Below are 25,638 nucleotides of genomic sequence, written 5' to 3'. Positions count from 1 at the left end.
AGGTGAGCCCCGTCACGTGGGGCGGCTCACTTCGGCGGGCCCCTCGAATGTGACCGGGGCCTCGAACGCCGCCCGGCGCGTGGCGCGGCGCAGCGCCTTGAGCACGGGTGCGCCCAGGGCGAGGGTCAGGACGACCGTGGCGGCGGCGCGGCCCAGGTCCCAGCCGAGTGACGTGGCCAGGTGGTAGGCGAGGAAGTGGGCCAGGTTGGCGGAGACCGGCGCGTCCGGGTGGAAGGCGATGTTGGAGGAGAGCGTGCCCATGAAGGGCCAGCCCGCCATGTTCATGATGGCGCCGTAGGCGAACGCGGCCAGGAAGCCGTAGCCGGCGAGCAGGAACAGTTCCGCCCGGCCGCGCAGCCGGTCCGGGAACGGCAGCAGCCCGGCGCCCATCGTGAACCAGCCCATCGACAGCATCTGGAACGGCATCCACGGGCCCACCCCGCCCGTGAGCAGGGCGGAGGCGAACATCGTGACCGAGCCGAGGACGAAGCCGAAGCCCGGGCCGAGGACCCGGCCGCTGAGCACCATCAGGAAGAACATCGGCTCGATGCCGGCCGTACCCGCGCCGACCGGGCGCAGGGCCGCGCCCGCGGCCGCCAGGACGCCGAGCATCGCGACCGCCTTCGGGCCGAGCCCCGACTCCGAGATCGTCGCCGCCACCACGGCCACGAGCAGCAACAGCAGGCCCGCGAACAGCCACGGTGCGTCCTGGGCGTGGGCGTTCACCGAAGCCTGCGGCGGGGTCAGGAAGGGCCAGCCGACGCCGGCCACGCCCACGGCACCGACCAGGACCAGGGCGGCGACCGAGCGCGGGCCGAGGCGGACGGCACGGGCCTGGCGCTGCGGGGCGGGGGCGCTGCCGGTCATGCCAGGGCCTCCCGCACCTGGGCGACCGTCAGCCACTTCCTGGGCGCCATGATCTTGGCGACCTGCGGGGCGAAGGACGGGGAGGCGACCGCGACGTCCGCCGTGGGGCCGTCGGCGATCACCTCGCCCTCCGCGAGCAGCACGACCCGGTGGGCCAGCTCGGCGGCGAGCTCCACGTCGTGCGTGGCCAGCACGATGGCGTGCCCCTCGGCGGCCAGAGCGCGCAGGATGCCGACCAGCCGGGCCTTCGCCGCGTAGTCCAGGCCGCGGGTCGGCTCGTCCAGGAGGAGCAGGGGCGGGCGGGCGGTCAGCACGACCGCCAGGGCGAGCGTGAGGCGCTGGCCTTCGGACAGGTCCCGGGGGTGGACGTCGTCGGTGACGCCGGGCAGCAGCTCGGTCAGCAGGGCGCGGCAGGTGCCGGGGGCCGCGTCCGCGTCCCGGTCGGCCGCCGCGCACTCGGCGGCCACCGTGTCGGCGTACAGCAGGTCGCGCGGCTCCTGCGGGACCAGGCCGACACGGCGGACGAGGTCGCGCGGTGCGGTGCGGTGCGGTACGGCGTCGCCGGCGCGCACGGAACCGGCGGCCGGCTCGACGAGCCCGACCAGCGCCGACAGCAGGGTGGACTTGCCGGCGCCGTTGCGGCCCATCAGGGCCACGGTCTCGCCGGGGGAGACGGTGAGGTCCACCCGGCGCAGCGCCTGGACGCGACCGCGCCGGACGGCAAGCGAACGGACCTCGGCGGCGTACGGGGCCCCCGGGCCTCCGTCCGCCGTCCTTCCGGCGGACGGTGCCTTTCCACGCAGACGGCGCAGGAGGGACGCGCGGGGACGCCGTGCGGCCGCGGCGGCCGCGGGGGCCCCGACGGCGGACGGCTTGCCGGACTCCGGGCGGGAGGTGTGGGCGGTGTCGGGCAGCGCCTGGGAGCCGATCCGTGTGCCGGACAGCGGACCGGAGGGGTGGGGGGCGGCGGTGGTGGTGTGCGGGGCGCCGGTGCCGGCCGGCGCGGCGGACGGCTTGCCGGGTTCCGGCCCGGAGGTGACGTGGGTGCCGGGCTCCGGGCGGGAGCTGTGGGCGGTGCCGGGCTGCGTCCCCGAGTCGTTCCGTGTGTCGGACAGCGGAGAGACGTTGGGGGCGGCGGTGGTGTGGGGGGCGCCGGTGCCGGCCGGCGTGGCGGGCTGTGGTCCGGGGGCCGGCGCTGTGCGGCTCGGCCGTTCGGGGGCGGCCGGGGTGCGGGGCGGTGGACCGGAGGCGGCCGGCGAGTCGGTGGTGTGCTGCGTGCCGGTGCCGGTGCCGGTGCCGGTGCCGGTGCCGGGCGGAGTGCGGCCGGGGGTCGCGTCCCGGTCGCCCAACCGGTCCCGCAGGGGCGCCGCCCGGCGTCGGGCGTCGCGGATCGTCAGGGGCAGCGGGGACCAGCCCGCCAGCCGGCCCAGGTCCACCACCGGCGGGTACACCGGGGAGACCGCCATCACCTCCGCGGGGCTGCCGAGCACCGGAGCGGCGCCCGGGGACGGGAGCAGGACGACCTGGTCGGCGTACTGGACGACCCTCTCCAGCCGGTGTTCGGCCATCAGGACCGTCGTCCCGAGGTCGTGGACGAGCCGCTGCAGGACGGCCAGGACCTCCTCCGCCGCCGCCGGGTCCAGCGCGGAGGTGGGCTCGTCCAGGACCAGCACCTCGGGGTGCGGGGTGAGGACCGAGCCGATGGCCACCCGCTGCTGCTGCCCGCCGGAGAGCGTGGCGATCGGACGGTCGCGCAGGCCGTTCAGGCCCAGCAGGTCCAGGGTCTCCTCCACCCGGCGGCGCATGACGTCCGGCGCGAGGCCGAGCGACTCCATGCCGTAGGCGAGTTCGTCCTCGACGGTGTCCGTCACGAAGTGCGACAGCGGGTCCTGGCCCACCGTGCCGACGACGTCGGCGAGTTCGCGCGGCTTGTGCGTACGGGTGTCGCGGCCGGCCACGGTGACCCGGCCGCTCAGGGTGCCGCCGGTGAAGTGCGGCACGAGGCCGCTCACCGCCCCGAGCACGGTCGACTTGCCGACCCCCGACGGACCGACCAGCAGGACGAGTTCGCCCTCGGGGACCTCGAAGTCCACACCGCGGACGGTGGGTTCCACCGCCCCGTCGTACGTCACGGAGACATCCTCGAAGCGGATCACGAAGGCTCCTTGGCCAGTTGCTCGGGGGCGGGGGTGACGAAGGCCGGGAGCAGCCCGATGAGGACGGCCGCCGCCGGCCACAGCGGGAGCGTCGGGGCGACCAGGGGAACCACACCCGGGCGCAGCGCCGCCGGATCGCGGGCGGCGGCGAGGAACAGCAGGGCCGCGACCGCCGCGCCGGAGGCGGTGACCAGCCAGGCGCGGGCGCCCCACCGGTCCGGACGGTAACGGGTGCGCAGGGAACGGCGACCGCCGAGCCACAGCCCCGCGAGGGCCGCGGCGAGCCCGGCGGCCAGCACGGGGACGCCGTACGTGCCGCCCGCGGCGGTCAGCACGCCGTACGTCCCCGCGCACACGCCGAGCAGCCCGGCCAGCGTGAGCGCGGCGGTGGTACGGCGTACGGCGGCGGGCACGGAGGCGGTACGGCCGTAGCCGCGGGCGTCCATCGCGGCGGCGAGCGCGACGGAGCGTTCCAGGGCGCCCTCCAGGACCGGGAGCCCCACCTGGAGCAGGCCCCGCACACCCTTGTCGGGGCGGCCGCGCAGGCGGCGGGCGGCCCGCAGGCGCCGGCCGTCGGCGATCAGGCTCGGGGCGAAGGTGAGGGCGACGACGACGGCGACCCCGGCCTCGTACAGGGCGCCGGGGAGGGCCTTCAGGAGCCGGGAGGGGCTCGCGAGGGCGTTCGCGGCGCCGACGCAGATCAGCAGCGTGGCCAGCTTCATGGCGTCGTACAGGGCGAAGGCCAGGCCCTCGGCGGTGACCCGCCCGCCCAGGCGGATGCCCTGCGCCCAGTCGGGGAGCGGGACTTCGGGGAGCGTGACGATCAGGTGCGTGCCGGGGATGGGGGAGCCGAGGACGGCCGTGAACAGCAGGCGGATGACCAGGACGGCGAGAGCGAGCTTGACGAAGGCGCCGTACGACCGCGACCAGGGGGTGTGGGGGCGGCGGGCCAGGACGACGTAGGCGGAGACGGCGACGAGCAGGGCGAGCAGGAGCGGGTTGGTGGTGCGGGTGGCGGCGACCCCCAGGGCGAGGGCCCAGAGCCACCACGCGCCGGGGTGCAGGGCGTCGGCGCGGTGGTGGCGGGGGGCCGGGACGCCTGCGGGCCGCGCGGCACGACTGCTCGCGGGCCGCGCTCCGCTACGGCGCATTCCTGCGCCGCCTCGCCTGCCAGGCCGCCGCCCCGCCCAGGACGGCCACGATCGCCACGCCCGCGAACAGCCCGACCGACGGGCCGCCGTCGTCCGGCGTGCTCTTCTCCTCCTCTGTCTCCTTCTGCTCCGGCCGCTGCGCCACCTGCTCCCCGCACCCCGACGCCGGGTAGCCCGCGATGGCACACAGCAGGGCGTTGGTGTCGTAGCGGAGCGGGCCCGCGACGGCGGCCAGGGCGTCCGCGGTCGTCGCGTCGGGGGAGATCCGGGCGCAGGCGGTGCGGCGGGCGGGCGGGGTCTCGCCGGACGGCGCGTCGGAGGCCGTACCGAAGTCGAGGACGAGCGCCACCCGCTTGCTGCCCTCCCGCGCGGGCGTCTTCGCGCAGATCGCCGCGAAGTCCGCGCTCCCGCGCGGCTGCGCCGCGTCGTCGGAGTTCTCGCTCACCGCGAAGCGGAAGCCCTGGACGTCGCCGTCGGAGGGGCGGGCGGTGGACGGGCCCTGCGTGGCGTAGGTCCAGCGGTCGCCGTCGCGGTCCCAGAAGGACCAGTAGCGGTAACCGGCGGCCTGCGCCTGGCCGGCGCTCCCGATCAGCAGGAGCGCGGCCAGGACCAGGAGGGCGGCGCGGCGTATCACGGCTGCTGCTTCCGGGTGCGGCCGCTGAGCAGGAAGCCGATGCCGATGCCGAAGACCAGGCAGACGCCGACGAACCACCAGACGCCGAAGCCGGAGTCGTCGTTGTCGCCCTTGTCCTCCTTGTCCTCGGCCTTCTTCTCGTCCTCGTCGCTCGCGCTCGCGCTGTCCCGGGCCTCGCCCCCCTGCGGGGACGGTCCCGTCGCGTTCAGCTGCGCCACCAGGTCGGTGCCGCCGAAGTCGCGCGGGTCGGTGCCCGTGGCGTGGGCGGCGAAGATCAACTGGGCGTAGGCGGCGGGGCCGCTCTGCTTCGCCCAGGACGCGGAGTTCTGCTTCAGCCAGTTCAGCGGCTTGTCCGCCTTGCCCGCACCGCCCTGTGCGGCGAGCGCGACGACCGCGTCGGCGGTGTTGCCGTAGTCGGGCTGGTCGGCGGCGCCGGCCAGCGCGGACGTCAGGTGACCCTTCTCGGCGACGGCCTTCGCGAGGTAGGCGGCTCCGTTCCCGGCGGCCTGCTCCCGGGTGGGGGCGTCCCCGCCGGCGCAGGCGGCCTCCGCCGTCTTCCCGGGCTCGGCGACCAGGCCCTTGCCGAGCGCGCCGAGGACGCCCGCGGCCGTCGCGTCCCCGTTGGCGGCCAGCTTGCCGTTCTTGTCGGGCTGGAATGCGAACGCGCCCGCGCCGTCGCCCTTCCCGCAGGGCAGGGCGAACGTCAGCAGGGCGTCGTACGGCGACTTGCCGCCCTTGACCACCTTCTCGGGGTCGGTGCCCGTGGCGGTCAGGGCGCCGATGACGACGGAGGTGGAGTTGGCGTCGCTGGGGCCGCCGGGGGTGTAGCCCCAGCCGCCGTCCTTGTTCTGCACGGACTTCAGCCAGGTGAGGGCGTCCTCGACGACGTCGCCGCGCCCGCCGAGCGCGGCCAGGGCCTGCACGGCGGCGGCCGTGTTGTTGGTGTCGACCACGACCTTGGCGTCGCAGGGCTTGGACGGGTCGGCGCGGAAGGGCGCGAAGGCGCCATTGGCGCACTGCTGCCCGGTGAGCCAGTCCACGGCCTTCGGCGACGGGATCACGCCCACCGTGTGCTGCGCGAGCAGGGCGAGCGACTGGCGCCAGACACCGTCGTACGTGGGGTCGGACGTGCCGTACAGCGCGGAGGGCGTGGACGCGGACGGGGAGGGCGACGGGTCGGCGGCGACCGCGGGCGCGGCGGCGCCGATCACGGCTATGGCGGCCAGGGCCGCGGCGCTGCGGCGGCGGACGTTCATGATCGGCGGGGTGCCTTTCGCTGCGAGGAGCCCGGCAGCACGGGGGAACCCCGGGCGGCTCGGCTCCGTATACCTCGACGGTGCCGTGCACCGGCGGGCGCCGGGCACGTGAGCCGGTCACGGTCCCGACCGGGGCGATCCGGCTCACCGTCCGCGGAAGTCCTCGGCGGGCGGCTCACGGTTGCGGGTCAGCGCCGGAATTGCACCGGCTTCCCCCCGTACGGGTGTGATGACGACGCGGCCACTTTACCCGGAGGTAAGAGCCGGCCATCCGTCAACCGTCGGCCGAGGTCAGCTCGATCAACCGGCACACCGTCTCGATGTCGACCTGCACCTGGGCGATGGACGCGCGGCCCGCCAGCCAGGTCACCAGGGTCGAGTGCCAGGTGTGCTCGATGACGCGGATCGCGGAGAGCTGCTCGGGCGTGGGGTTCTCCAGGCCGCCCATCGCCTCCAGGATGATCGCCGTGGTCTGGCGGGAGACCTGGTCGACCTCCGGCGAGACGCTGCGGTCGGCGAAGGTCAGGGCGCGCGCCATCGCCTCGGCCAGCCGCGGCTCGCGCTGCAGTGCGCGGAAGGCCCGCATCAGGGTCTGCGCCACCCGGTCCGCCGCCGTCTCGCCCGCCGGCGGGCTCTTGCGCAGGGTGCCGTGCAGCTGCTCCAGCTGGTCCTGCATGGTCGCGACCAGCAGATGGACCTTGGACGGGAAGTAGCGGTACAGGGTGCCGAGGGCCACCTGTGAGGACTCCGCGACCTCGCGCATCTGCACGGCCTCGAAGCCGCCCCGGCAGGCCAGCCGGGCGGTCGCGTGCAGGATGCGGCGGCGGCGGGCCTCCTGCCGCTCGGTGAGGGGCGGGGCGGGGCGGCGCACGGAACCGGCTTCCGGCTTGTCCACCTTGGTCACCTTCTCCCCCTGGTCCGGCCCGGCGGGGTGCCGCGTCGTGGCGTGAATCACCTGATCCACTCGTCACAGCACCCCTACCTGCCGGTAGATTCGGAGCCTCTGAACGATCAAGTCTGTAACTTGTTCTAGATTATCGTCCCGGCGTAGTCTCGCGGGGCAGCGCAGTGAGAAGGGGGCCCAGAGTGACCGCTGAGGCCAGTCAGGCGGGTCCCCGTCAGGAACCCGCCGCCGACGGCTTGCGACCGCTCCGCATCGCACTCCTCACCTACAAGGGAAACCCGTTCTGCGGCGGCCAGGGCGTCTACGTCCGCCACCTCTCGCGCGAACTGGCCCGCCTCGGCCACCGGGTCGAGGTCATCGGCGCCCAGCCCTACCCGGTCCTCGACGTCGTCGGCCCCGCCGACGGAGCCGCCCTCGGCGGCCCGGCCCTCACCGAGCTGCCCAGCCTCGACCTCTACCGCCAGCCCGACCCGTTCCGCACCCCGGGGCGCGACGAGTACCGCGACTGGATCGACGCGCTGGAGGTCGCCACCATGTGGACCGGCGGCTTCCCCGAGCCGCTGACGTTCTCGCTGCGCGCCCGCCGCCATCTGCGCGCCCGCCGCGGCGACTTCGACGTCGTCCACGACAACCAGACCCTCGGCTACGGGCTGTTGGGCGACGTCGGCGCTCCCCTGGTCACCACCATCCACCACCCCATCACCGTGGACCGGCAGTTGGAGCTGGACGCCGCCGAGACCTGGCAGCGGCGCTACTCCGTGCGCCGCTGGTACGCGTTCACGCGCATGCAGAAGCGCGTCGCGCGCCGCCTGCCGTCCGTGCTCACCGTCTCCGGCACCTCGCGCCAGGAGATCGTCGACCACCTCGGCGTCCGGCCGGACCGCATCCACGTCGTCCACATCGGCGCCGACACCGACCTGTTCTCACCCGACGCGTCGGTTCCGCAGGTGCCGGGCCGGATCGTGACGACCTCCAGCGCCGACGTGCCGCTCAAGGGCCTGGTCTTCCTCGTCGAGGCGCTGGCGAAGGTGCGCACCGAGCACCCCGACGCCCACCTCGTCGTCGTCGGCAAGCGCCCCTCCGAGGGTCCCGTCGCCCAGGCGATGGAGCGCTACGGCCTCGAAGGCGCCGTCGAGTTCGTCAAGGGCATCTCGGACGCCGAACTGGTCGACCTCGTGCGCTCGGCCGAGGTCGCCTGTGTGCCGTCGCTGTACGAGGGGTTCTCGCTGCCGGCCGCCGAGGCCATGGCGACCGGCACGCCGCTGCTGGCCACCACCGGCGGGGCGATCCCGGAGGTCGCCGGACGCGACGGGGAGACGTGCCTGGCCGTGCCGCCGGGCGACGCCGGGGCGCTGGCCGCCGGACTCGGACGGCTGCTCGGCGACCCGGAGCTGCGGGCGAGACTCGGGGCGGCCGGACGCGAACGGGTGCTGCGGCACTTCACCTGGGCCCGCGCCGCCGAGGGAACCGTGGCCCGCTACCGCGAGGCCGTCGGCCACCCGGCGACCGCCCCGAGAGCCGTCCTCCCGACCCCGACCAGTGACACCGGCGTCTACCCCGAAAGCAGGGCCACGTGCTGACCGTCGACTTCTCCCGGTTCCCGCTCGCCCCGGGCGACCGCGTCCTGGACCTCGGCTGCGGCGCCGGCCGGCACGCCTTCGAGTGCTACCGGCGCGGCGCGCAGGTCGTGGCGCTGGACCAGAACGGGGAGGAGATCCGCGAGGTCGCGAAGTGGTTCGCGGCGATGAAGGAGGCCGGCGAGGCACCGGCCGGCGCCACCGCCACCGCCATGGAGGGCGACGCCCTCGCCCTGCCCTTCCCCGACGAGTCCTTCGACGTCGTCATCATCTCCGAGGTGATGGAGCACATCCCCGACGACAAGGGCGTGCTCGCCGAGATGGTCCGCGTCCTCAAGCCCGGCGGGCGCATCGCGATCACCGTGCCGCGCTACGGCCCGGAGAAGGTCTGCTGGGCCCTGTCCGACGCCTACCACGAGGTCGAGGGCGGGCACATCCGCATCTACAAGGCCGACGAACTGCTCGCGAAGATCCGCGAGGCGGGCCTCAGGCCGTACGGCACCCACCACGCGCACGCCCTGCACTCGCCGTACTGGTGGCTGAAGTGCGCCTTCGGCGTCGACAACGACAAGGCGCTGCCGGTACGGGCGTACCACAAGCTGCTGGTCTGGGACATCATGAAGAAGCCGCTGGCGACCAGGGTTGCCGAGCAGGCCCTGAACCCGCTGATCGGCAAGAGCTTCGTGGCGTACGCGACCAAGCCGCACCTGCCGCCGGTGGACGCCGCGTGACCACGTCCCGCACTCCCCGCACGGAACACCTGGTCCTGCCCGGGGTCCTCACCGCCGGGCAGGCCGCCGCGACCGTCCGCGGCATCCTCGCCGTGCAGCGCCAGGACGGCGCGATCCCCTGGTTCCGGGGGCACCACCTCGACCCCTGGGACCACGTCGAGGCCGCGATGGCCCTGGACGCGGCCGGCGAGCACGAGGCCGCCGAGCGTGCCTACGCCTGGCTGGCCCGGCACCAGAACCCGGACGGCTCCTGGTACGCGGCCTACGCCGACGGCGCCTACGACGACGTCACCGACCGCGGCCGGGAGACCAACTTCGTCGCCTACGTGGCCGTGGGCGTCTGGCACCACTACCTCGCCACCGGCGACGACACGTTCCTGGACCGCATGTGGCCGGTCGTCGTCGGCGCGATCGAGTTCGTGCTGCGCCTGCAGCAGCCCGGCGGCCAGATCGGCTGGCGGCAGGGCGACGACGGCACCCGCACCACCGACGCGCTGCTGACCGGCAGTTCCTCCGTCCACCACGCGCTGCGCTGCGCCCTCGCCATCGCCGAGCAGCGCGAGGAGCCGCAGCCGGACTGGGAGCTGGCGGCCGGCGCGCTGCGGCACGCCATCCGGCGCCACCCGGAGCGGTTCCTGGACAAGGGCCGCTACTCGATGGACTGGTACTACCCGGTGCTGGGCGGCGCGCTGACCGGCACGGAGGCCAGGTCCCGCATCGAGGAGAGCTGGGACCGCTTCGTGGTCCCCGGCCTCGGCGTGCGCTGCGTCGTGCCCAACCCGTGGGTGACGGGCGGCGAGTCGGCCGAACTGGCGCTCACCCTGTGGGCGGTGGGCGAGTCCGACCGCGCGCTGGACGTCCTGCAGTCGATCCAGCACCTGCGGGACGCCGACAGCGGCCTGTACTGGACGGGTTACGTCTTCGACGACGACGCCGTCTGGCCGCGCGAGCTGACCACCTGGACGGCCGGCTCCCTGCTCCTCGCCGTCGCCGCGCTCGGCGGTCACGAGGCGACCTGCCAGGTCTTCGGCGGCGACCGCCTGCCGAGGGGACTCGACCCCGACTGCTGCGTCTGAACGCGTCCGGCGCGCCGCTCAGTGCCGGTGCAGGCGGCCCGCGATGGCGTGGCCGACGAACAGGTAGACGACCGCCGCCAGTCCGTAGCCGGCCACGACGCGGGCCCATGCCTCGTCGAACGTGAACAGGTCACGCGACCAGCCGGCCAGCCAGTCGGCCGCGTCGTGGACGAACCGCACCAGGTCGTTGGCCCGGTTGGCTTCCAGCAGGTACATGAGGATCCACAGTCCGAGGATGACGGCCGCGATGTCCGCGATCACCGCGACGACCGTCCCGGCGGAGTGGGAACCAGTGCGATATCGAGGGGACATGCTTACCGTCTGGCCCCGGAAACCGGCTTGAAACCACGACGGCCCCTCGCCCGCGGGACCGAAGTCCTTGGGGCGAGGGGCCGTTGGCAGGCGAGCGCGGTCAGCCGCGCTGGATGCCCGAGGTGTCCTGGAGCACACCGCGGCGGCCGTCCTGCGTCTGCGCGACCAGGGCGGCACCGCGCTGCTCGACGGCCAGGTACCAGGTGCCCGGCGCGAGTTCGGCGATCGGCGTGGGCGAGCCGTCCTCCGCGAACAGCGGACGCGGCACCGGCACGGCGAACCAGAACGGCGAGAAGTCCCCGGCCGGCTGCGCCTGCGCCTGCGGCTGGGGCTGCTGGGCCGGCTGCGGCTGGCCCCCGTACGGCTGACCGGGCTGACCGGGCTGGCCGGGCTGACCGCCGTACGACGGCTGCTGCGCGCCCGGGTAGCCGTAACCGCCCTGCGGCTGGGCGCCGTAGGGCTGCGGAGCGGCCGGACGGGGAGCGGGGAGCAGCGCGCCCTTGAGCGCCGGGACCAGGGGCGTGGCGACGGCGGCGGCGGCCATGACCAGCGTGGCGATGAGGGCGAGGATCAGGCCCGTGCCGGCGCCGAAGTTGTCGAGGCCGCCGTCGTTGTCGAATGCACCGGCCGGGTCGAAGATGTTGCCGAGCGCGCACCAGGCGGCGAAGACCGTGAAGGCGACGCCGAACTGGCCGAGGTCGAGACCGGCGACCTTGCGCGGCTGCGGCAGCCCCCGGGCCACGACGACGAGCGCGGCGCCGATGATGCCCGCCAGCACGACACCGAGCACGACCGGCCCGCTGCCCCACAGGCTGGGGATGTCGGCGCTGTCCGAGGCACCGTCGATCGAGTAGATGTCGAGGAACGACGCGATGAACAGCAACACCGCTGCTCCGATCACCGCGCCGTCGCCTCGAGTGAGGGAGCGGATATTCACTTCAGGTCCTTCGTAGGTCGTCTCGTCGTCGGTAGAGGCGTCGCTGTCACCATGTCGCCGTCAGGCCCCGGTGTGAAGCGCGGGGGTGGCCCCTCATCGTACGGACGACAGTACCGTCCGTACGATCAGGCTGTCCGCCGGGATCAGCACGCCGATCGCTACCCGCGCAGGAAACTCACGATTCCCTCAGAGATCCCTTGCGCCGCTTTCTGCCGCCAGGCGCCGCTGGTCAGCAGCGCCGCGTCCTTGCTATCGCGCATGTTCCCGCACTCGATGAACACCTTGGGAACCGTTGACAGATTGAGACCGCCCAGGTCCTCGCGTGTGACGAGACCGGTGCCGCCGCCGATGTAGTTCGAGGGCGCGCTGCCGGTCACGCGGACGAAGTTGCCGGCGATGCGCTCGCCGAGGTCGGCGGAGGGGGCGACGATGGCCCGGGTGTCCGCGGCGCCGGCGTGCACCGCGCCCGGCAGGATGACGTGGAAGCCCCGGTTGCCGGCCCCCGAGCCGTCGGCGTGGATCGAGACCGCGGCGTCCGCGCGCGCCTCGTTGCCGATCCGCGCGCGCTCGTCCACGCAGGGCCCGTAGGGCCGGTCGCCGTCCTGCGTCAGCTTCACCGTGGCGCCCTGCCGCTCCAGGAGGGTGCGCAGCCGGTGGGCCACGTCCAGGGTGAACTTCGCCTCGGGCCAGCCCGCGTTGGTGGACGTGCCCGTGGTGTCGCACTCCTTCCAGTTCGTCCCGATGTTCACCCTGCGGTTGATCTGGGAGGGGTGCTGGAAGTTGCCGGGATTGTGCCCCGGGTCGATGACGACGACCTTCCCCTTGAGGGGGCCCGAGGCGGCGGGCGCGGACGTCGACGGGGACGCGGACGGCTTCCCGGCGGTGGCCGAAGGCGACGCGCCGGTGGGCGTCTTGGCGTCGTCGGCGGAGGCGGCGGGACGGCTGGAGGACGGCACCGGCGAAGGCCGCGCACCGCCCGCCCGGTCCGGGCCGTCACCGTCACCCGGGCCGCCGACCGCCGCGTAGACCCCCCACCCGAGCAGCGCCCCGGGCACGAGCGCGGCCAGCGCCACGGTCAGCACGCGGCGCGACCGGGGGCGGTGGGACTGCGGCGGATCGAACTCCGGGCCTGTGTACGACACGTCTGCGACTCTAACCGCGCCCCTCAGATCCCCGCGTCCGTTCGCCGCAGGACGCGCAGCGAGTCGGTCACCGAGACCTCGGTGAACGCGCCGGACGCGAGGGCCCGGAGGTAGACGCGGTACGGGGCCTGGCCCGTGAACTCGTCCGCCGGGTCCGGGAAGACGTCGTGGATGACCAGCAGGCCGCCCTCGGCGACGTGCGGGGCCCAGCCCTCGTAGTCGGCGTTCGCGTGCTCGTCGGTGTGGCCGCCGTCGACGAAGACCAGGGCCAGCGGGGAGTTCCAGACCGCCGCCACCTGCGGTGAGCGGCCGACCAGCGCCACCACGTGCTCCTCCAGGCCGGCCCGGTGCAGGGTGCGGCGGAAGGCGGGGAGGGTGTCCATCACGCCGAGTTCGGGGTCGACGGTCTCCGGGTCGTGGTAGTCCCAGCCGGGCTGCTGCTCCTCGCTGCCCCGGTGGTGGTCGACGGTGAGCGCGGTGACGCCGGCCCGGCGGGCCGCGTCGGCGAGCAGGAGCGTGGAGCGCCCGCAGTAGCTGCCGACCTCCAGGAGCGGCAGCCCGAGCCCGCCCGCCTCCACCGCCGCCGCGTACAGGGCCAGGCCCTCGTGCGTGGGCATGAACCCCTTCGCGGCCTCGAAGGCGGCAAGGATCTCGGGCGGGGGCGCCGCGGTCATGGAGGTCCCTTCGGTGGTACGTGCTGGTGCTTCGTGCTGGGTGGTACGTCCGTGCAGGCGCCCATGCTGCCGCACCCCCTGCCGCGTCGTGCGACAGGGGGTGCGGGCTGGCTGACGCCGGGGGGTCAGGCCGAGACCGTCTCGCCCGGCAGGGCCAGGTCCACGTCGACCGGGCGGTCGTCGCCCGCGTGCGTCGCCGCGTGGGCGAGCGGGCCGTGGCCCGGCGCGCGGGCGGCCAGGACGTACGCACCCTCGGCGGGGACGGCGAGGGCGTAGGAGCCGTCGTCCGCGGAGAGGGTCGCGCCCGCCTGCCGACCGTGGCGGTCGATCAGGGTGACCTTGGCACGGGCCACGGGAGCGCCGTCGGCGGACAGCACCCGGCCCCTGAAGCCGCGCAGCGCCTCCTCGGCACGGGCCAGGTTCGCGTCCTCCTCGCTGCTCGCGCGCAGCTGCGTGGTCGCCCGGGGGCGCCGGCTCGGGAGGAAGAAGGCCAGGAGCAGGCCGACGGCGACCGCGGCGGTGGCGATCAGGAAGGAGACGCGGAAGCCGTGCATGGTGGGGACGGCCACCCCGCCGACGTCGTTCGCCGTGTTCGCCAGCACCATGCCGATGACGGCGCTCGACACCGACGTCCCGATGGACCGCATCAGGGTGTTGAGGCCGTTGGCCGCGCCCGTCTCCGAGGCCGGCACCGCACCGACGATCAGCGCGGGCAGGGAGGAGTACGCGAGGCCGATGCCGGCGCCGAGCATCACCGAGGTGATGACGGTCTGCCAGGCGGCGTCCATCAGGCCGAGCCCGCCGGCGTAGCCGACCGCGATGACCAGCAGCCCGATGATCAGGGTCGTCCGGGGTCCGTAGCGGGCCGACAGACGGGCGTACACGGGGGCCGTGAACATCATCGTCAGACCCAGCGGGGCCACGCACAGGCCGGCGACCACCATCGACTGGCCGAGGCCGTAGCCGGTGGCGGAGGGCAGCTGGAGGAGCTGGGGCAGGACGAGGGAGACGACGTAGAAGGAGACGCCGACCATGATCGAGGCCAGGTTGGTGAGGAGGACCTCGCGGCGGGCCGTGGTGCGCAGGTCGACCAGCGGGGCCTTCAGGCGCAGCTCCATCAGGCCCCACAGGACGAGGACCACGACGGCCGCGGCGAACAGGCCGAGGGTGGTGGCCGACGACCAGCCCCAGTCACTGCCCTTGGTGATCGGCAGCAGGAAGAGGACCAGGCCCGCCGACAGGCCGAGGGCGCCCGGCAGGTCGAAGGAGCCCTTCGCGCGCAGCGGTGACTCCGGTACGACGAGGAGGGTCAGGGCGATCGCCACGACGCCGAGACCGGCGGCACCGTAGAACAGGGCGTGCCAGTCGGTGTGCTGGGCGACCAGTGCGGCGGCGGGCAGCGCGAGGCCGCCGCCGACGCCGATCGAGGAGCTCATCAGCGCCATCGCCGAGCCGAGCCGTTCGCGGGGCAGCATGTCACGCATCAGGCCGATGCCGAGCGGTATCGCGCCCATCGCGAAGCCCTGGAGGGTACGGCCGACGATCATGGGGAGCAGGGCGTCGGTGAACGCGCTCACCAGCGCGCCGGCCACCATCACGGCCAGGCTGGATATCAGCATGCGCCGCTTGCCGTAGAGGTCGCCGAGGCGGCCCATGATCGGCGTGGCCACGGCTCCCGACAGGAGGGTGGAGGTCAGGACCCAGGTGGCGTTGCTGGGTGTGGTGTCCAGGAGTTGGGGCAGGTCCTTGATGACCGGGACGAGCAGGGTCTGCATCACCGCGACGACGATGCCCGCGAAGGCGAGCACCGGGACGGTGGCCCCGCTCGCACTCCGGGTGGGTTCGTCGGTCGTCGTGTGGGTCATTGCGTGGGGCCTCCGGGCCGGGGAGTCAGCGAGTCGGTACGGATGCATGGATGCGGGAGTACGTGATGCATGGATGCCGGATACGTGCAGGCTGAACCCCGTGTGCCGGGGCAACTATTCCGTTGTTTCGAGTCCCTAACGAAAACGTGACCTTCTCTTGGGGAGAACAAGAGCCTTCGGCCTACGGTGCGGGCGACGGAACCCCGACGCAAGGGCGCGACCGGGCCGAGAGCACGACGTTCGGCGCACGGGCTCCGAGCGGCCGCGCCCCCCACCGCCCCCGACAGGAGAAGCCATGCCCATCGACGCAGCCGAGGCGCTCGCCGCCGCGCCCCGCTCCCGTGAGATCGCCTGGGACCGGAAGGACGTGCTCCTCTACCACCTCGGCATCGGCGCCGGCGTGCCCGCCACCGATCCCCGGGAGCTGCGCTACACCTTGGAGTCCCGGCTGCACGTCCTGCCGAGCTTCGCCACCGTCGCGGGCGGCGGCGCCCCGGGGGTGATCGGCGCCCTGGACAGCCCCGGGGTCGACGTCGACCTGGCCCGCGTCCTGCACGGAGGGCAGCGGCTGCGGGTGCACCGGCCCGTCCCGGTGTCGGGCCGGGCGACCGCTCTCTCGCGCGTCGTCGCCGTGTACGACAAGGGCAAGGCGGCCGTCCTCGTGCTGCGCACCGAGGTCACCGACGCCGACGGCCCGCTGTGGACCGACGACGCCGAGATCTACGTACGGGGGGAGGGCGGCTGGGGCGGGGAGCGCGGGCCGTCCGGCCGCGCCGCGGACCCGGAGGGCGAGCCCGACGCCGTCGTCGAGCGGGCCGTCCGGGAGGACCAGGCGCTGCTGTACCGGCTCTGCGGCGACTGGAACCCGCTGCACGCGGACCCCGACTTCGCCGCCCGCGCCGGGTTCGACCGGCCCGTCCTGCACGGGCTGTGCACCTACGGCAGCACGCTCAAGGCGGTCGTCGACACGCTGCTCGACGGCGAGGTGGGCCGGGTGCGCGACTACCGCGCCCGTTTCGCCGGGGTCGTGTACCCGGGGGAGACCCTGCGGGTGTGCATGTGGCGGCCGGAGGCCGGGACCGTGCGGGTGACCGTCGGCGCCGTCGAGCGCGCGGACGCCGCCGTGCTCGCCGACACCGTCGTCCGGTACGGGTGAACGACAACGGGTGGACGGCAACGCGTGAACGACGACGGATGGACGGCAACGCCTGAACGACGACGGGTGAACGACAACGGCCCCGCTCATCGGTGTGACGAACGGGGCCGGAGCCGCTTGCTTCTTGATGGGCCGTCAGGCCGCCGTTTCGGCCTCCTCGGCCGGCTTGCGGTGGCGGCCGCGCGGTACGGCCGCGCCGTCCTGGGTGGAGACCGGGCCGCGGTGCCGGCCGTGGCCGGTGGCGGTCTCCTGAACGTCGGCACCGTCGGCCTGCATCGGCTGGGTCGTGCTGGCGTCGCTCATCGGAAGGAATTCACCCCGTCAACATGATCTTTCCTACAGCCGGGCGAGTGTAACCGGCACACCTCGGGCCGAATCCAGGCGGCCACGCCAACCGGCACTAGTTCGTTACAAGCCGTGCCAATGGCGCCTCCTGCAGCGGCACCGGGCGCGGCGCGGCGGGCGCCGGAGGGGCCGCAGGGGCCGGCGGCTCCAGGGGGACCCGCGGGGCCCGCTGTGCCGGTCCGTCCGGTGACCCCCCCTTCGCCGCCCTCGTCTCCTCGTCCATGGCGGGTGCCGTCAGCCGCGCCAGTCCGCACGGCGACTCGGCGGTGGCGTACGGCAGACGCAGCTCCCCGTCCACCGTCCACAGCCCGGCGCCCGCCAGCCACCCCTCGGGCGCCGGGAGATGGTGCACCTGCCGCTCGGCGGGCCGCCACACACCGATCCAGCTTCCGAAGGAACCGTCGAAGCGCAGCGCCACCGCACAGCGCTCGGGCGTCAGCACCTGGCCGGGCTGGATCGCGAACGGCGTGACGGTGCACTCCGGCAGCCGCAGGCACTCCGGGAAACGCACCGGCAGCGTGCTGCCCAGCACCCCCCAGCCCAGCCGGTCCCGGCCCGGCGACGGCGCGTCCGAGCGGATCAGCAGCAGCCCGCTGTCCGGGTCGGCGAGCAGCACCCGGTCGTCGCTGTCGGCGGCGATCTGCAGCAGCGGCGACACCTCGCCGCCCCGCTCCAGGTCCACCACGATCGCCTTGGTGCGCCCGCCGGTCTCCCGGTCCACGGCCAGCATCCGTCCCGCGCGGTCCAGCCAGACCCCGCCCGAGCAGCGGCCGGGGATCTCCGCGAGGTACTCGGGCCCGAAGGCGCCGCCCGCCACCTGCCACAGGGTCGTCGAGCGCGGGCCGACGGCCAGGGCGTACGCCCGCTCGCCGCCCGGGGCCGGCGGCAGCAGCCGCAGCCGGGTGGCGCCGTCCGGGCACTCGACCGCGCCGAGCGGCAGCTCGCCGGTGCCGGGACCGGTCGGGTAGAGGAGGGAGAACAGGTGGCGTCCGGCCGCGACCCGGTGGACGAGGACCCGTCCGTCGCCCATGGGATGCACCTCGGTTCCGGGCTGCTCGGGCTGGTTGCCGGGCAGCGGCACCGCGTACGGCTCGGGGCCGTCCAGGGTCCAGCGCTCGGGGTACCGGCAGTCGCCGCTGAGGGCGAGGCGCGCGGCGTAGGCGCCCTCCGCGGCGATGGTGCAGCCCGCCCGCGGCGTCCCGTCGTCCGCGTGGTCCGCCGAAGGTTCGATGGCACAGACCGTCATCGTTCGGTCACCTCCGGTGACGAAGCTAGTTTTCGTACGCCCGGGCGGCGGAGCGGCGGCGGTCCCCATCACACGTATGAGTGGCACAGGAACGATTCGCCTGAGGGAAGGGAGGGGATTGTGCTGCGCGGGACCGGGACGGCCGCGGCGGTACAACGGCGCAGAACAGCCAGGTAGCCTTGCATCCGTGCCCCGTCTGTCAGAAGTCATCGCCGCGCTGGAGAACCTGTGGCCCGCCGAGCGGGCCGAGTCCTGGGACGCGGTCGGCACCGTCGTGGGCGACCCCGGCCAGGAGGTCTCCCGGGTCCTGTTCGCCGTCGACCCCGTGCAGGAGATCGTCGACGAGGCCGTGAAGCTCGGCGCCGACCTGCTCGTGACCCACCACCCGCTCTACCTGCGGGGGACGACGACGGTCGCCGCCTCCACCTTCAAGGGCCGCGTGGTGCACACGCTCATCAAGAACGACATCGCGCTGCACGTCGCCCACACCAACGCCGACACCGCCGACCCCGGCGTCAGCGACGCCCTGGCCGGCGCGCTCGACCTGCGGGTCGTACGGCCCCTCGTACCGGACCCCGCGGACCCCGACGGGCGCCGCGGCCTCGGCCGCGTGTGCGAGCTGGACCACCCGCTGACCGTCCGCGAGTTCGCCGCCCGCGCCGCCGAGCGGCTGCCCGCCACCGCGCAGGGCATCCGTGTGGCCGGCGACCCCGAGGCGTCCGTCCGCACGGTCGCCGTCAGCGGCGGCTCCGGCGACGGCCTCTTCGACCACGTACGGGCGGCCGGCGTCGACGCCTTCCTCACCGCGGACCTGCGCCACCACCCCGCCTCCGAGGCCCGCGCCCACAGCCCCCTCGCGCTGCTCGACGCGGCGCACTGGGCCACCGAATGGCCCTGGTGCGAGCTGGCCGCAGCCCAGCTCGACGAGATCTCCGACCGCAACGGATGGGACCTCAGGGTCCACGTCTCGAAGACGGTCACCGACCCCTGGACCGCCCACGCGGCGTCCCCCGACACGACCGCAGGAGCCCCCAACTGAACGCCGCGCCCGCCGACCAGATCCGCCTCCTCGACGTCCAGGACCTCGACGTCCGCCTGCAGCAGCTCGCGCACCGGCGGAAGTCCCTGCCCGAGCACGCCGAGATCGAGTCGCTGACCAAGGACCACACGCAGCTGCGCGACCTCCTGGTGGCCGCGCAGACCGAGGAGAGCGACTGCGCCCGCGAGCAGACCAAGGCCGAGCAGGACGTGGACCAGGTGCGCCAGCGGGCGGCCCGCGACCAGCAGCGCCTGGACTCCGGCGCCGTCACCTCCCCGAAGGACCTGGAGAACCTCCAGCGCGAGATCGCCTCCCTCGCCAAGCGGCAGGGCGACCTGGAGGACGTCGTCCTGGAGGTGATGGAGCGCCGCGAGTCCGCGCAGGAGCGGGTCGGCGAGCTGACCGAGCGGGTCGCCTCCGTGCAGGCGAAGATCGACGACGCCACCGCGCGCCGGAACGCGGCCTTCGAGGAGATCGACGCCGAGACGGCGTCGGTCACCAAGGAGCGCGAGGTCGTCGCCGCCTCGGTCCCCGCCGACCTGCTGAAGCTCTACGACAAGCTGCGCGAGCAGCAGGGCGGCATCGGCGCCGCCAAGCTGTACCAGCGGACCTGCCAGGGGTGCCGCCAGGAGCTGGCGATCACCGAGCTGAGCGAGATCCGCTCGGCGGCGCCGGACACCGTGGTGCGGTGCGAGAACTGCCGCCGCATCCTGGTGCGCACCTCCGACTCCGGGCTGTAGGGGGTCCCTGCGGTGCGGGAGTTCGTCGTCGAGGCCGACGGCGGGTCGCGGGGCAACCCCGGGCCCGCCGGCTACGGGGCGGTGGTGCTGGACGCGGCGACCGGGGAGACCCTGGTCGAGACCGCCGAGTACCTGGGCGTCGTCACGAACAACGTGGCCGAGTACCGGGGCCTGCTCGCCGGCCTGCGCGCGGCGCACGAGCTGGATCCGTCGGCGACCGTCCGCGTCCGGATGGACTCCAAGCTCGTCGTCGAGCAGATGTCGGGCCGCTGGAAGATCAAGCACCCCGACATGAAGCCGCTCGCGGCCGAGGCGGGGCGCGTCTTCCCCCCGGACCGGGTGACGTACGAGTGGATCCCGCGCGCCGACAACAAGCACGCCGACCGGCTGGCCAACGAGGCGATGGACGCGGGGAGCCGGGGCGAGCCGTGGTCGCCGTCGTCGTCGACGGCGGAACTGGACGCCGGGGTGCGCTCCGCGGGGGTCGGCAGCCGGGCGTCCGCGTCCGCGGGCGAGGCCGCCGGGTCGGTCGGTGACGCCGCCGGTGCCGTGGGGCCGTCCGCCGGTGCCGCCGGGCGGACTGCTGCCGGTGCCGCCGGGCAGACCGCCGCCCGTGCCGCCGCACCCGCTTCCGGGACCGCACCCGCTTCCGGGACCGCAACTGCATCCGGGACCGCCACCACCCCGCCCGCCCGTGCCGAAGCCGATGTCCGGGCCGCGAAGGCCGTGGCCTCGCCCGGATGGGGGCCGCCGGACATGGGCGCCCCGGCCACCTTCGTACTGCTCCGGCACGGGGAGACGCCGCTGACCCCGCAGAAGCGGTTCTCCGGGAGCGGCGGCAGCGACCCGGCGCTGTCGGCCGTCGGCCGGGAGCAGGCCGAGAAGGTCGCCGCGAGCCTCGCCCGGCGCGGCACCATCCAGGCGATCGTGTCCTCGCCCCTGGCCCGTACCCGCGAGACCGCCGCCGTCGTCGCCGCCCGCCTGGGCCTGGAGGTGACGGTCGAGGACGGCCTGCGCGAGACGGACTTCGGCGCGTGGGAAGGGCTCACCTTCGCCGAGGTGCGCGAGCGCTACCCCGACGACCTGAACGCCTGGCTGGCCTCCCCGGACGCCGAGCCGACGGGCGGAGGCGAGAGCTTCACGGCGACCGGCGCCCGCATCGCCGCCACCCGCGACAAGCTGGTCGCGGCCCACGCGGGCCGTACCGTCCTGCTGGTGTCCCACGTGACGCCGATCAAGACGTTCATACAGCTCGCCCTCGGCGCCCCGCCCGAGTCGCTGTTCCGCATGGAGCTGTCGGCGGCGTCGCTGTCGGCGGTGGCGTACTACGCGGACGGCGGCGCGAGCGTCCGGCTGTTCAACGACACGTCGCACCTGCGCTGAGCGCGGCCGCCTCACGGGCCAGCGCCTCCACGCGCCCCCAGTCGCGGTCGGCGACGGCGTCCTTCGGCAGCATCCAGCTGCCGCCGACACAGCCGACGTTGGGCAGGGCCAGGTACTCCGGTGCGGAGGCCGGGCCGATGCCGCCGGTCGGGCAGAAACGGGCCTGCGGCAGCGGGGCGGCCAGGGCCTTGAGGTAGGCGGTGCCGCCCGCGGCCTCGGCCGGGAAGAACTTCATCTCGCGCACCCCGCGCTCCAGCAGCGCCACGACCTCCGACGTGGTCGACACCCCCGGCAGGAACGGCACCCCGGACGCCCGCATCGCCGCCAGCAGCGCGTCCGTCCACCCCGGGCTGACCAGGAACCGCGCCCCGGCCGCGACGACCTCGGTGACCTGCTCCGGCGTGATCAGCGTCCCCGCGCCGACCACCGCGTCCGGCACCTCGCGGGCGACGGCCCGGATCGCGTCGACCGCGGCCGGCGTCCGCAGGGTCACCTCGATCGCGGGCAGCCCGCCGGCGGCGAGCGCCCGGGCGAGCGGTACGGCGTCGGCGGCGTCCTCGACGACCACGACGGGCACGACGGGCGCGAGATCCAGTACCGAGGCAGGGGTGGGGGAGGGCAGCGGTGAGGTCATGACCTCATCGTGCCCACGGAAAGCAGCATGCGCAAAGCCCATTGCACATACTGCAATGGCATGACTGGGGATGGGTCAGTGAATCTCCTCCACCAGCACATCCAGCGACCAGGGCTTCCCCGCCTTGCCGGGCGCCTCCGCCTCCACCACGTACCCGAGATCGCGCAGCGCCTCGACCAGCTCGGCCGGGCCCTCGGGGGTGCTCCCGGACGCCAGCAGGCTCCGGACGATCCGCCCCTTCGTCGCCTTGTTGAAGTGGCTGACCACCTTCCGGGTCGGCGCGTGCAGCACCCGCACGGTCGCCGTCCGCCCGGCGACCTCCCCCTTCGGCTTCCACGCCGCCGCGTACGCCGACGAACGCAGGTCCAGCACCAGCCGGTCCCCGGCCGACTCCGGCAGCACCTCGGCCATCGGCGCCCGCCAGAACGCGCCCAGCGCCCCGAGCCCCGGCAGCTTCACGCCCATCGAACAGCGGTAGGAGGGGATCCGGTCGGTCACCCGCACCGCGCCCCACAGCCCGGAGAACACCAGCAGCGAACGGGCGGCGCGCCGCTTGGCGGCCGGATCGAGGGAGGCCAGGTCCAGGGCGTCGTACAGCACACCGGTGTAGATCTCCCCGGCGGGCCGCGCCCCGGCCGTCCGCAGCTCCGCGTTCTTGGCGACCTCGCCGCGCAGCCCCTCGCTCAGGCCCAGCACCTCGCGCGCCTTCTCCTCGTCACCCGAGCACAGCTCGACCAGCTCGTCGAGGACGGCCTCACGGGCGGCCATGAGCCCCGGCAGCGACAGCGACTCCGGCTTCAGCGGGGCACCCCGGCCGGACGACGCCTTCCCCTCGGACGGCGGCAACAGGACAAGCACACGTACTCCTTCGATCGAGCTCCCGGCCAGGGTACGGCGTGCGGTCCCGCCTCGGACGCCCCGGAGGAGGCCGCCCCGTGACGGGACGGTGGGCGTCGTCGTGTGCCACGATCGAGGGAACGGTTCCCGATCTCTCGGACAGGTGATCAGCCGATGTCCCAGTCTGGCGAGCGACCGAAGGAGGGGCGTGACATGACTGCCATGGCACACGAACCGTTCACGCAGGAGCTCCTGCTGGATTGGTTTCTCGCCCTGGACACACCGGAGGGTTTCCGGGCCGAGCTGATCGAGGGGGAGATCGTCGTGACGCCGCCGCCGGACGGGGAGCACGAGCACTACATCAGCAGGATCGTGACGCAGGTGATCAGGCGGTCTCGTACCGGTATGGACTTCTCGGGGAACAAGGGGCTGAAACTGCGGAACGCCGACGGCTGCCCCAAGGACCACGTCATTCCGGACGGTACATTCGCCCCCGCCGACCTGGATCTCTACCGGAGCGCCGAACCTTGGATGCCTTGCCGAGGAGTGGCCATGGTGTTGGAGGTGACGTCCTCGAAACCCAGAGCGGATCGCGAGATCAAGCGTCGTTGTTATGCCCGCGGCGGCATCCCCCTCTACCTGCTCGTCGATCGCAGTGCCTCGTCGGTGACGCTGTTCAGCGACCCGGAGGGGGACGACTACCGCATGCTGAGCACCCTTGCCTTCGGCAAGCCGCTGAACCTTTCCGCCCCCTTCGCCTTCGAACTGGACACCGCCGACTTCCTCTGATGCCGTTGGGGGCAGGGGGTGGCGCGAGGTGGACGTACGCGAACAGGCACGGTGGACCAGGGCACGACTCGGCCACCACGGCCCACCCCTCGACCTCCTCACCGCCCGCTTCGACCGCCACGTCTACGCCCCCCACGCCCACGACGAGTACACCGTCGGCGTCACGATCGGCGGTCTGGAGGTCATCGCCTACCGAGGGGGCCGCATCCACTCCGGCCCCGGCTCGATCGTCGTGCTCGAACCCGGCGAGATGCACACCGGCGGCCCCGCCGCACCCGAGGGCTACGCCTACCGGGCCCTGTACGCCGACCCCGCCCTGCTCACCGACGGCAACCTCGGCGGCCTCCCGCACTTCCGCGAACCCGTCCTCGACGACCCGGAACTCGCCCACGCCCTGCGCGCCGCGCACACGGACCTGACCCACTGCCCGGACCCCCTGGAGGCCGAGTCCCGCCTCCCCTGGCTGCTGACGGCGCTGGCCCGCCGCCACTCCACGGCCCGCGCGGCCGACGACACCGTGCCCGGCGCCGACCGCCTCGCCCGCGTCGTACGCGACCGCCTCGCCGACGAACTGCTCGCCCCGCCCTCCCTCGCCTCGCTCGCCACGGACCTGGGCCTGTCCCGCTACCAGTTGCTGCGCGCCTTCCGTACGACGATGGGGATACCGCCGTACGCCTGGCTGGCCCAGTACCGGGTGACCAGGGCCCGCAGGCTGCTGGAGGCGGGCCTGCGCCCCGCCGAGGTCGCGTCCCTCGTCGGCTTCGCCGACCAGGCGCACCTGACCCGCTGGTTCCGGCGAGTCCTCGGCGTGACCCCGGCGGCGTACCGCAACAGCGTTCAAGACGGAGCCCGCTGACCCGGCCGAGACTCGGCGCATGACTGCACGTGGCTGGTTCCTGTTCTCCCTGATGGGAGTGGTGTGGGGCATCCCCTACCTGATGATCAAGGTGGCGGTGGACGAGGTGTCCCCGTCCGTGGTCGTGTTCACCCGGTGCGCGCTGGGCGCCGCGCTCCTGCTACCCTTCGCCCTGCGCCGAGGCGGCCTGACCGGCACCGTACGGGCGCACTGGAAGCCCCTGCTGGCCTTCGCCGCCATCGAGATCATCGGCCCGTGGTGGACCCTGACCGACGCCGAGCGCCACCTGTCCAGCTCCACCGCCGGGCTGCTGATCGCCGGCGTGCCGATCGTCGGCGTGGTCCTGGCCCGCTTCTTCGGTGACACCGAACGCCTCGGCATACGCCGGCTGACCGGCCTCGGCCTGGGCCTGGCGGGCGTCGCCGTCCTCACCGTCCCGCACCTCACCGGCGGCGACGCCCGCTCGCTGGCCGAGGTGCTGCTGACGGTGCTGGGCTACGCCACGGCCCCGCTCATCGCGGCCCGCCACCTCAAGGACGTGCCCTCCCTGCACCTGACGGCGTCCTGCCTGACGCTGGCGGCCCTCGTCTACGCCCCCGCCGCTGTCCTCACCCGCCCCGACACCCTGCCCTCCACCGATGTGCTCGCCGCCCTCGCCGGCCTGGGCGTGATCTGCACGGCGATCGCCTTCGTGGCGTTCCTGGAGCTGATCAAGGAGGCCGGCCCGACCCGGGCGACGGTCATCACGTACGTCAACCCGGCGGTCGCGGTCGCGGCCGGCGCGCTCTTCCTGGACGAACGGCTGACGCCCGGCGTCGCCGCCGCCTTCGCCCTGATCCTGACGGGCTCGGTCCTGGCGACGGCCGCCGCCGGTCCGAGGCGGGGCACACGCCCGGTACCATGGTCGGCACGGCAGACGAGCCGGGCGGACGGCCGCGTGGAGTCCCCTTAGGGGGCTTCCCGAGGAACGTCCGGGCTCCACAGGGCAGGGTGGTGGCTAACGGCCACCCGGGGTGACCCGCGGGACAGTGCCACAGAAAGCAGACCGCCGGGGACCTCGGTCCTCGGTAAGGGTGAAACGGTGGTGTAAGAGACCACCAGCGCCTGGGGTGACTCAGGCGGCTAGGTAAACCCCACCCGGAGCAAGGTCAAGAGGGGGCACCCCGGTGCCCCTGCGCGGACGTTCGAGGGCTGCCCGCCCGAGTCCGCGGGTAGACCGCTGGAGGCCGGCGGCAACGCCGGCCCTAGATGGATGGCCGTCGCCGAGAGGACCGCGAGGTCCCCTCGGAACAGAACCCGGCGTACAGCCCGACTCGTCTGCCTCTGCCCGC

24 protein-coding genes, 1 other RNA gene, 1 pseudogene and 1 riboswitch are annotated in these 25,638 nt (G+C 74.1%); of the genes and pseudogenes, 11 read left to right on the top strand and 15 right to left on the bottom strand.

The features are described from left to right. Positions 1 to 12: 12 nt before the first annotated feature. From H0H10_RS01905 to H0H10_RS01875, 6 genes are all read right to left on the bottom strand, one after another. Positions 13 to 867, bottom strand: a complete 855-nt coding sequence (locus H0H10_RS01905) for an ECF transporter S component family protein (RefSeq protein WP_188179015.1) — start codon at positions 865 to 867, stop codon at positions 13 to 15. Then, entirely contained in the window at positions 864 to 3,023 is a 2,160-nt protein-coding gene (locus H0H10_RS39520) for an ABC transporter ATP-binding protein (RefSeq protein WP_309141706.1), read from the bottom strand. Before H0H10_RS39520 ends, H0H10_RS01905 begins: the two co-directional genes overlap by 4 nt. Next, positions 3,020 to 4,174, bottom strand: coding sequence for an energy-coupling factor transporter transmembrane component T (locus tag H0H10_RS01890; protein ID WP_188179014.1), 1,155 nt, complete (start codon positions 4,172 to 4,174; stop codon positions 3,020 to 3,022). Before H0H10_RS01890 ends, H0H10_RS39520 begins: the two co-directional genes overlap by 4 nt. Then, positions 4,164 to 4,808, bottom strand: coding sequence for an SCO2322 family protein (locus tag H0H10_RS01885; protein WP_188179013.1), 645 nt, complete (start codon positions 4,806 to 4,808; stop codon positions 4,164 to 4,166). Before H0H10_RS01885 ends, H0H10_RS01890 begins: the two co-directional genes overlap by 11 nt. Then, the gene (locus tag H0H10_RS01880) at positions 4,805 to 6,064 is read right to left on the bottom strand and encodes an SCO2321 family membrane protein (RefSeq protein ID WP_188179012.1); all 1,260 of its coding nucleotides are present in this window, start codon (positions 6,062 to 6,064) and stop codon (positions 4,805 to 4,807) included. Before H0H10_RS01880 ends, H0H10_RS01885 begins: the two co-directional genes overlap by 4 nt. A gap of 121 nt (positions 6,065 to 6,185) precedes the next feature. Continuing rightward, positions 6,186 to 6,279: riboswitch (cobalamin riboswitch) on the bottom strand. 59 nt (positions 6,280 to 6,338) lie between these two features. Further along, positions 6,339 to 6,968: a TetR family transcriptional regulator gene (locus H0H10_RS01875; RefSeq protein WP_188179022.1), complete on the bottom strand. Its 630-nt coding sequence runs from the start codon at positions 6,966 to 6,968 to the stop codon at positions 6,339 to 6,341. 182 nt (positions 6,969 to 7,150) lie between these two features. On the opposite strand from H0H10_RS01875, the gene H0H10_RS01870 reads away from it, so the two are divergent. The 3 genes from H0H10_RS01870 to H0H10_RS01860 are packed head-to-tail and all read left to right on the top strand — an operon-like array spanning position 7,151 to position 10,352. Then, the gene (locus H0H10_RS01870) at positions 7,151 to 8,548 is read left to right on the top strand and encodes a glycosyltransferase family 4 protein (protein WP_188179011.1); all 1,398 of its coding nucleotides are present in this window, start codon (positions 7,151 to 7,153) and stop codon (positions 8,546 to 8,548) included. Then, positions 8,542 to 9,276 carry a class I SAM-dependent methyltransferase gene (locus H0H10_RS01865; RefSeq protein ID WP_188179010.1) on the top strand — a complete coding sequence of 245 codons (735 nt, stop codon included), beginning with the start codon at positions 8,542 to 8,544 and terminating at the stop codon, positions 9,274 to 9,276. Before H0H10_RS01870 ends, H0H10_RS01865 begins: the two co-directional genes overlap by 7 nt. Then, positions 9,273 to 10,352: a prenyltransferase/squalene oxidase repeat-containing protein gene (locus tag H0H10_RS01860; protein WP_188179009.1), complete on the top strand. Its 1,080-nt coding sequence runs from the start codon at positions 9,273 to 9,275 to the stop codon at positions 10,350 to 10,352. The genes H0H10_RS01865 and H0H10_RS01860 overlap by 4 nt, the downstream gene beginning before the upstream one ends. An 18-nt stretch (positions 10,353 to 10,370) precedes the next feature. Here the strand turns inward: H0H10_RS01860 and H0H10_RS01855 are convergent, their stop codons facing one another. From H0H10_RS01855 to H0H10_RS01835, 5 genes are all read right to left on the bottom strand, one after another. Next, entirely contained in the window at positions 10,371 to 10,664 is a 294-nt protein-coding gene (locus H0H10_RS01855) for a hypothetical protein (protein WP_188179008.1), read from the bottom strand. Positions 10,665 to 10,764: 100 nt separating this feature from the next. Next, positions 10,765 to 11,601 carry a DUF5336 domain-containing protein gene (locus H0H10_RS01850; RefSeq protein WP_188179007.1) on the bottom strand — a complete coding sequence of 279 codons (837 nt, stop codon included), beginning with the start codon at positions 11,599 to 11,601 and terminating at the stop codon, positions 10,765 to 10,767. 158 nt (positions 11,602 to 11,759) lie between these two features. After that, positions 11,760 to 12,743: an N-acetylmuramoyl-L-alanine amidase gene (locus H0H10_RS01845; protein ID WP_188179006.1), complete on the bottom strand. Its 984-nt coding sequence runs from the start codon at positions 12,741 to 12,743 to the stop codon at positions 11,760 to 11,762. 23 nt (positions 12,744 to 12,766) lie between these two features. After that, a complete protein-coding gene (locus tag H0H10_RS01840) occupies positions 12,767 to 13,417 on the bottom strand; it encodes a class I SAM-dependent methyltransferase (protein WP_188179005.1) in 651 nt (216 codons plus the stop codon). A 125-nt stretch (positions 13,418 to 13,542) separates the two neighbouring features. Then, complete coding sequence (locus H0H10_RS01835) at positions 13,543 to 15,282, bottom strand: MFS transporter (protein WP_188179004.1); 1,740 nt, start codon at positions 15,280 to 15,282, stop codon at positions 13,543 to 13,545. 295 nt (positions 15,283 to 15,577) lie between these two features. On the opposite strand from H0H10_RS01835, the gene chsH3 reads away from it, so the two are divergent. After that, positions 15,578 to 16,438, top strand: a complete 861-nt coding sequence (gene chsH3 / locus H0H10_RS01830; protein WP_188179003.1) for an enoyl-CoA hydratase ChsH3 — start codon at positions 15,578 to 15,580, stop codon at positions 16,436 to 16,438. Positions 16,439 to 16,573: 135 nt separating this feature from the next. Here chsH3 and H0H10_RS01825 read toward each other — a convergent pair whose 3' ends face one another. Further along, positions 16,574 to 16,741 carry a hypothetical protein gene (locus H0H10_RS01825; protein WP_188179002.1) on the bottom strand — a complete coding sequence of 56 codons (168 nt, stop codon included), beginning with the start codon at positions 16,739 to 16,741 and terminating at the stop codon, positions 16,574 to 16,576. 97 nt (positions 16,742 to 16,838) lie between these two features. Further along, the gene (locus tag H0H10_RS01820) at positions 16,839 to 18,029 is read right to left on the bottom strand and encodes a hypothetical protein (RefSeq protein ID WP_188179001.1); all 1,191 of its coding nucleotides are present in this window, start codon (positions 18,027 to 18,029) and stop codon (positions 16,839 to 16,841) included. Positions 18,030 to 18,216: 187 nt separating this feature from the next. Between H0H10_RS01820 and H0H10_RS01815 the strand changes: the two genes are divergently transcribed. The 3 genes from H0H10_RS01815 to H0H10_RS01805 are packed head-to-tail and all read left to right on the top strand — an operon-like array spanning position 18,217 to position 21,191. Next, a complete protein-coding gene (locus H0H10_RS01815) occupies positions 18,217 to 19,068 on the top strand; it encodes a Nif3-like dinuclear metal center hexameric protein (RefSeq protein WP_188179000.1) in 852 nt (283 codons plus the stop codon). Next, complete coding sequence (locus H0H10_RS01810) at positions 19,065 to 19,808, top strand: zinc ribbon domain-containing protein (RefSeq protein WP_188179021.1); 744 nt, start codon at positions 19,065 to 19,067, stop codon at positions 19,806 to 19,808. Before H0H10_RS01815 ends, H0H10_RS01810 begins: the two co-directional genes overlap by 4 nt. A 12-nt stretch (positions 19,809 to 19,820) precedes the next feature. Then, on the top strand, positions 19,821 to 21,191 hold the full coding sequence (locus H0H10_RS01805) for a bifunctional RNase H/acid phosphatase (protein WP_188178999.1): 1,371 nt from the start codon (positions 19,821 to 19,823) through the stop codon (positions 21,189 to 21,191). Here H0H10_RS01805 and eda read toward each other — a convergent pair. Beyond that, positions 21,166 to 21,825 carry a bifunctional 4-hydroxy-2-oxoglutarate aldolase/2-dehydro-3-deoxy-phosphogluconate aldolase gene (gene eda / locus H0H10_RS01800; RefSeq protein WP_188178998.1) on the bottom strand — a complete coding sequence of 220 codons (660 nt, stop codon included), beginning with the start codon at positions 21,823 to 21,825 and terminating at the stop codon, positions 21,166 to 21,168. The genes H0H10_RS01805 and eda overlap by 26 nt on opposite strands. A 75-nt stretch (positions 21,826 to 21,900) precedes the next feature. Then, a complete protein-coding gene (gene yaaA, locus H0H10_RS01795) occupies positions 21,901 to 22,683 on the bottom strand; it encodes a peroxide stress protein YaaA (protein WP_188178997.1) in 783 nt (260 codons plus the stop codon). Between the two features lie 192 nt (positions 22,684 to 22,875). Here yaaA and H0H10_RS01790 point away from each other — a divergent pair, with 192 nt between their 5' ends. The 4 genes and pseudogenes from H0H10_RS01790 to rnpB all read left to right on the top strand — a co-directional run bounded on the left by H0H10_RS01790 (position 22,876) and on the right by rnpB (position 25,627). Further along, the gene (locus tag H0H10_RS01790; RefSeq protein ID WP_188178996.1) at positions 22,876 to 23,451 is read left to right on the top strand and encodes a Uma2 family endonuclease; all 576 of its coding nucleotides are present in this window, start codon (positions 22,876 to 22,878) and stop codon (positions 23,449 to 23,451) included. Positions 23,452 to 23,479: 28 nt separating this feature from the next. Further along, positions 23,480 to 24,307 carry an AraC family transcriptional regulator gene (locus H0H10_RS01785; RefSeq protein WP_188178995.1) on the top strand — a complete coding sequence of 276 codons (828 nt, stop codon included), beginning with the start codon at positions 23,480 to 23,482 and terminating at the stop codon, positions 24,305 to 24,307. A gap of 19 nt (positions 24,308 to 24,326) precedes the next feature. Next, a pseudogene (locus tag H0H10_RS41075) lies at positions 24,327 to 25,106 on the top strand (DMT family transporter); the annotation flags it as partial. Positions 25,107 to 25,224: 118 nt separating this feature from the next. Continuing rightward, positions 25,225 to 25,627, top strand: an RNA gene (gene rnpB / locus H0H10_RS01775) — RNase P RNA component class A. Positions 25,628 to 25,638 lie beyond the last annotated feature (11 nt).

The sequence above is a fragment of the Streptomyces griseicoloratus genome, from assembly GCF_014534645.1.
Classification (GTDB): domain Bacteria; phylum Actinomycetota; class Actinomycetes; order Streptomycetales; family Streptomycetaceae; genus Streptomyces; species Streptomyces griseicoloratus.
This window is presented reverse-complemented; position numbering and strand designations above follow the sequence as displayed.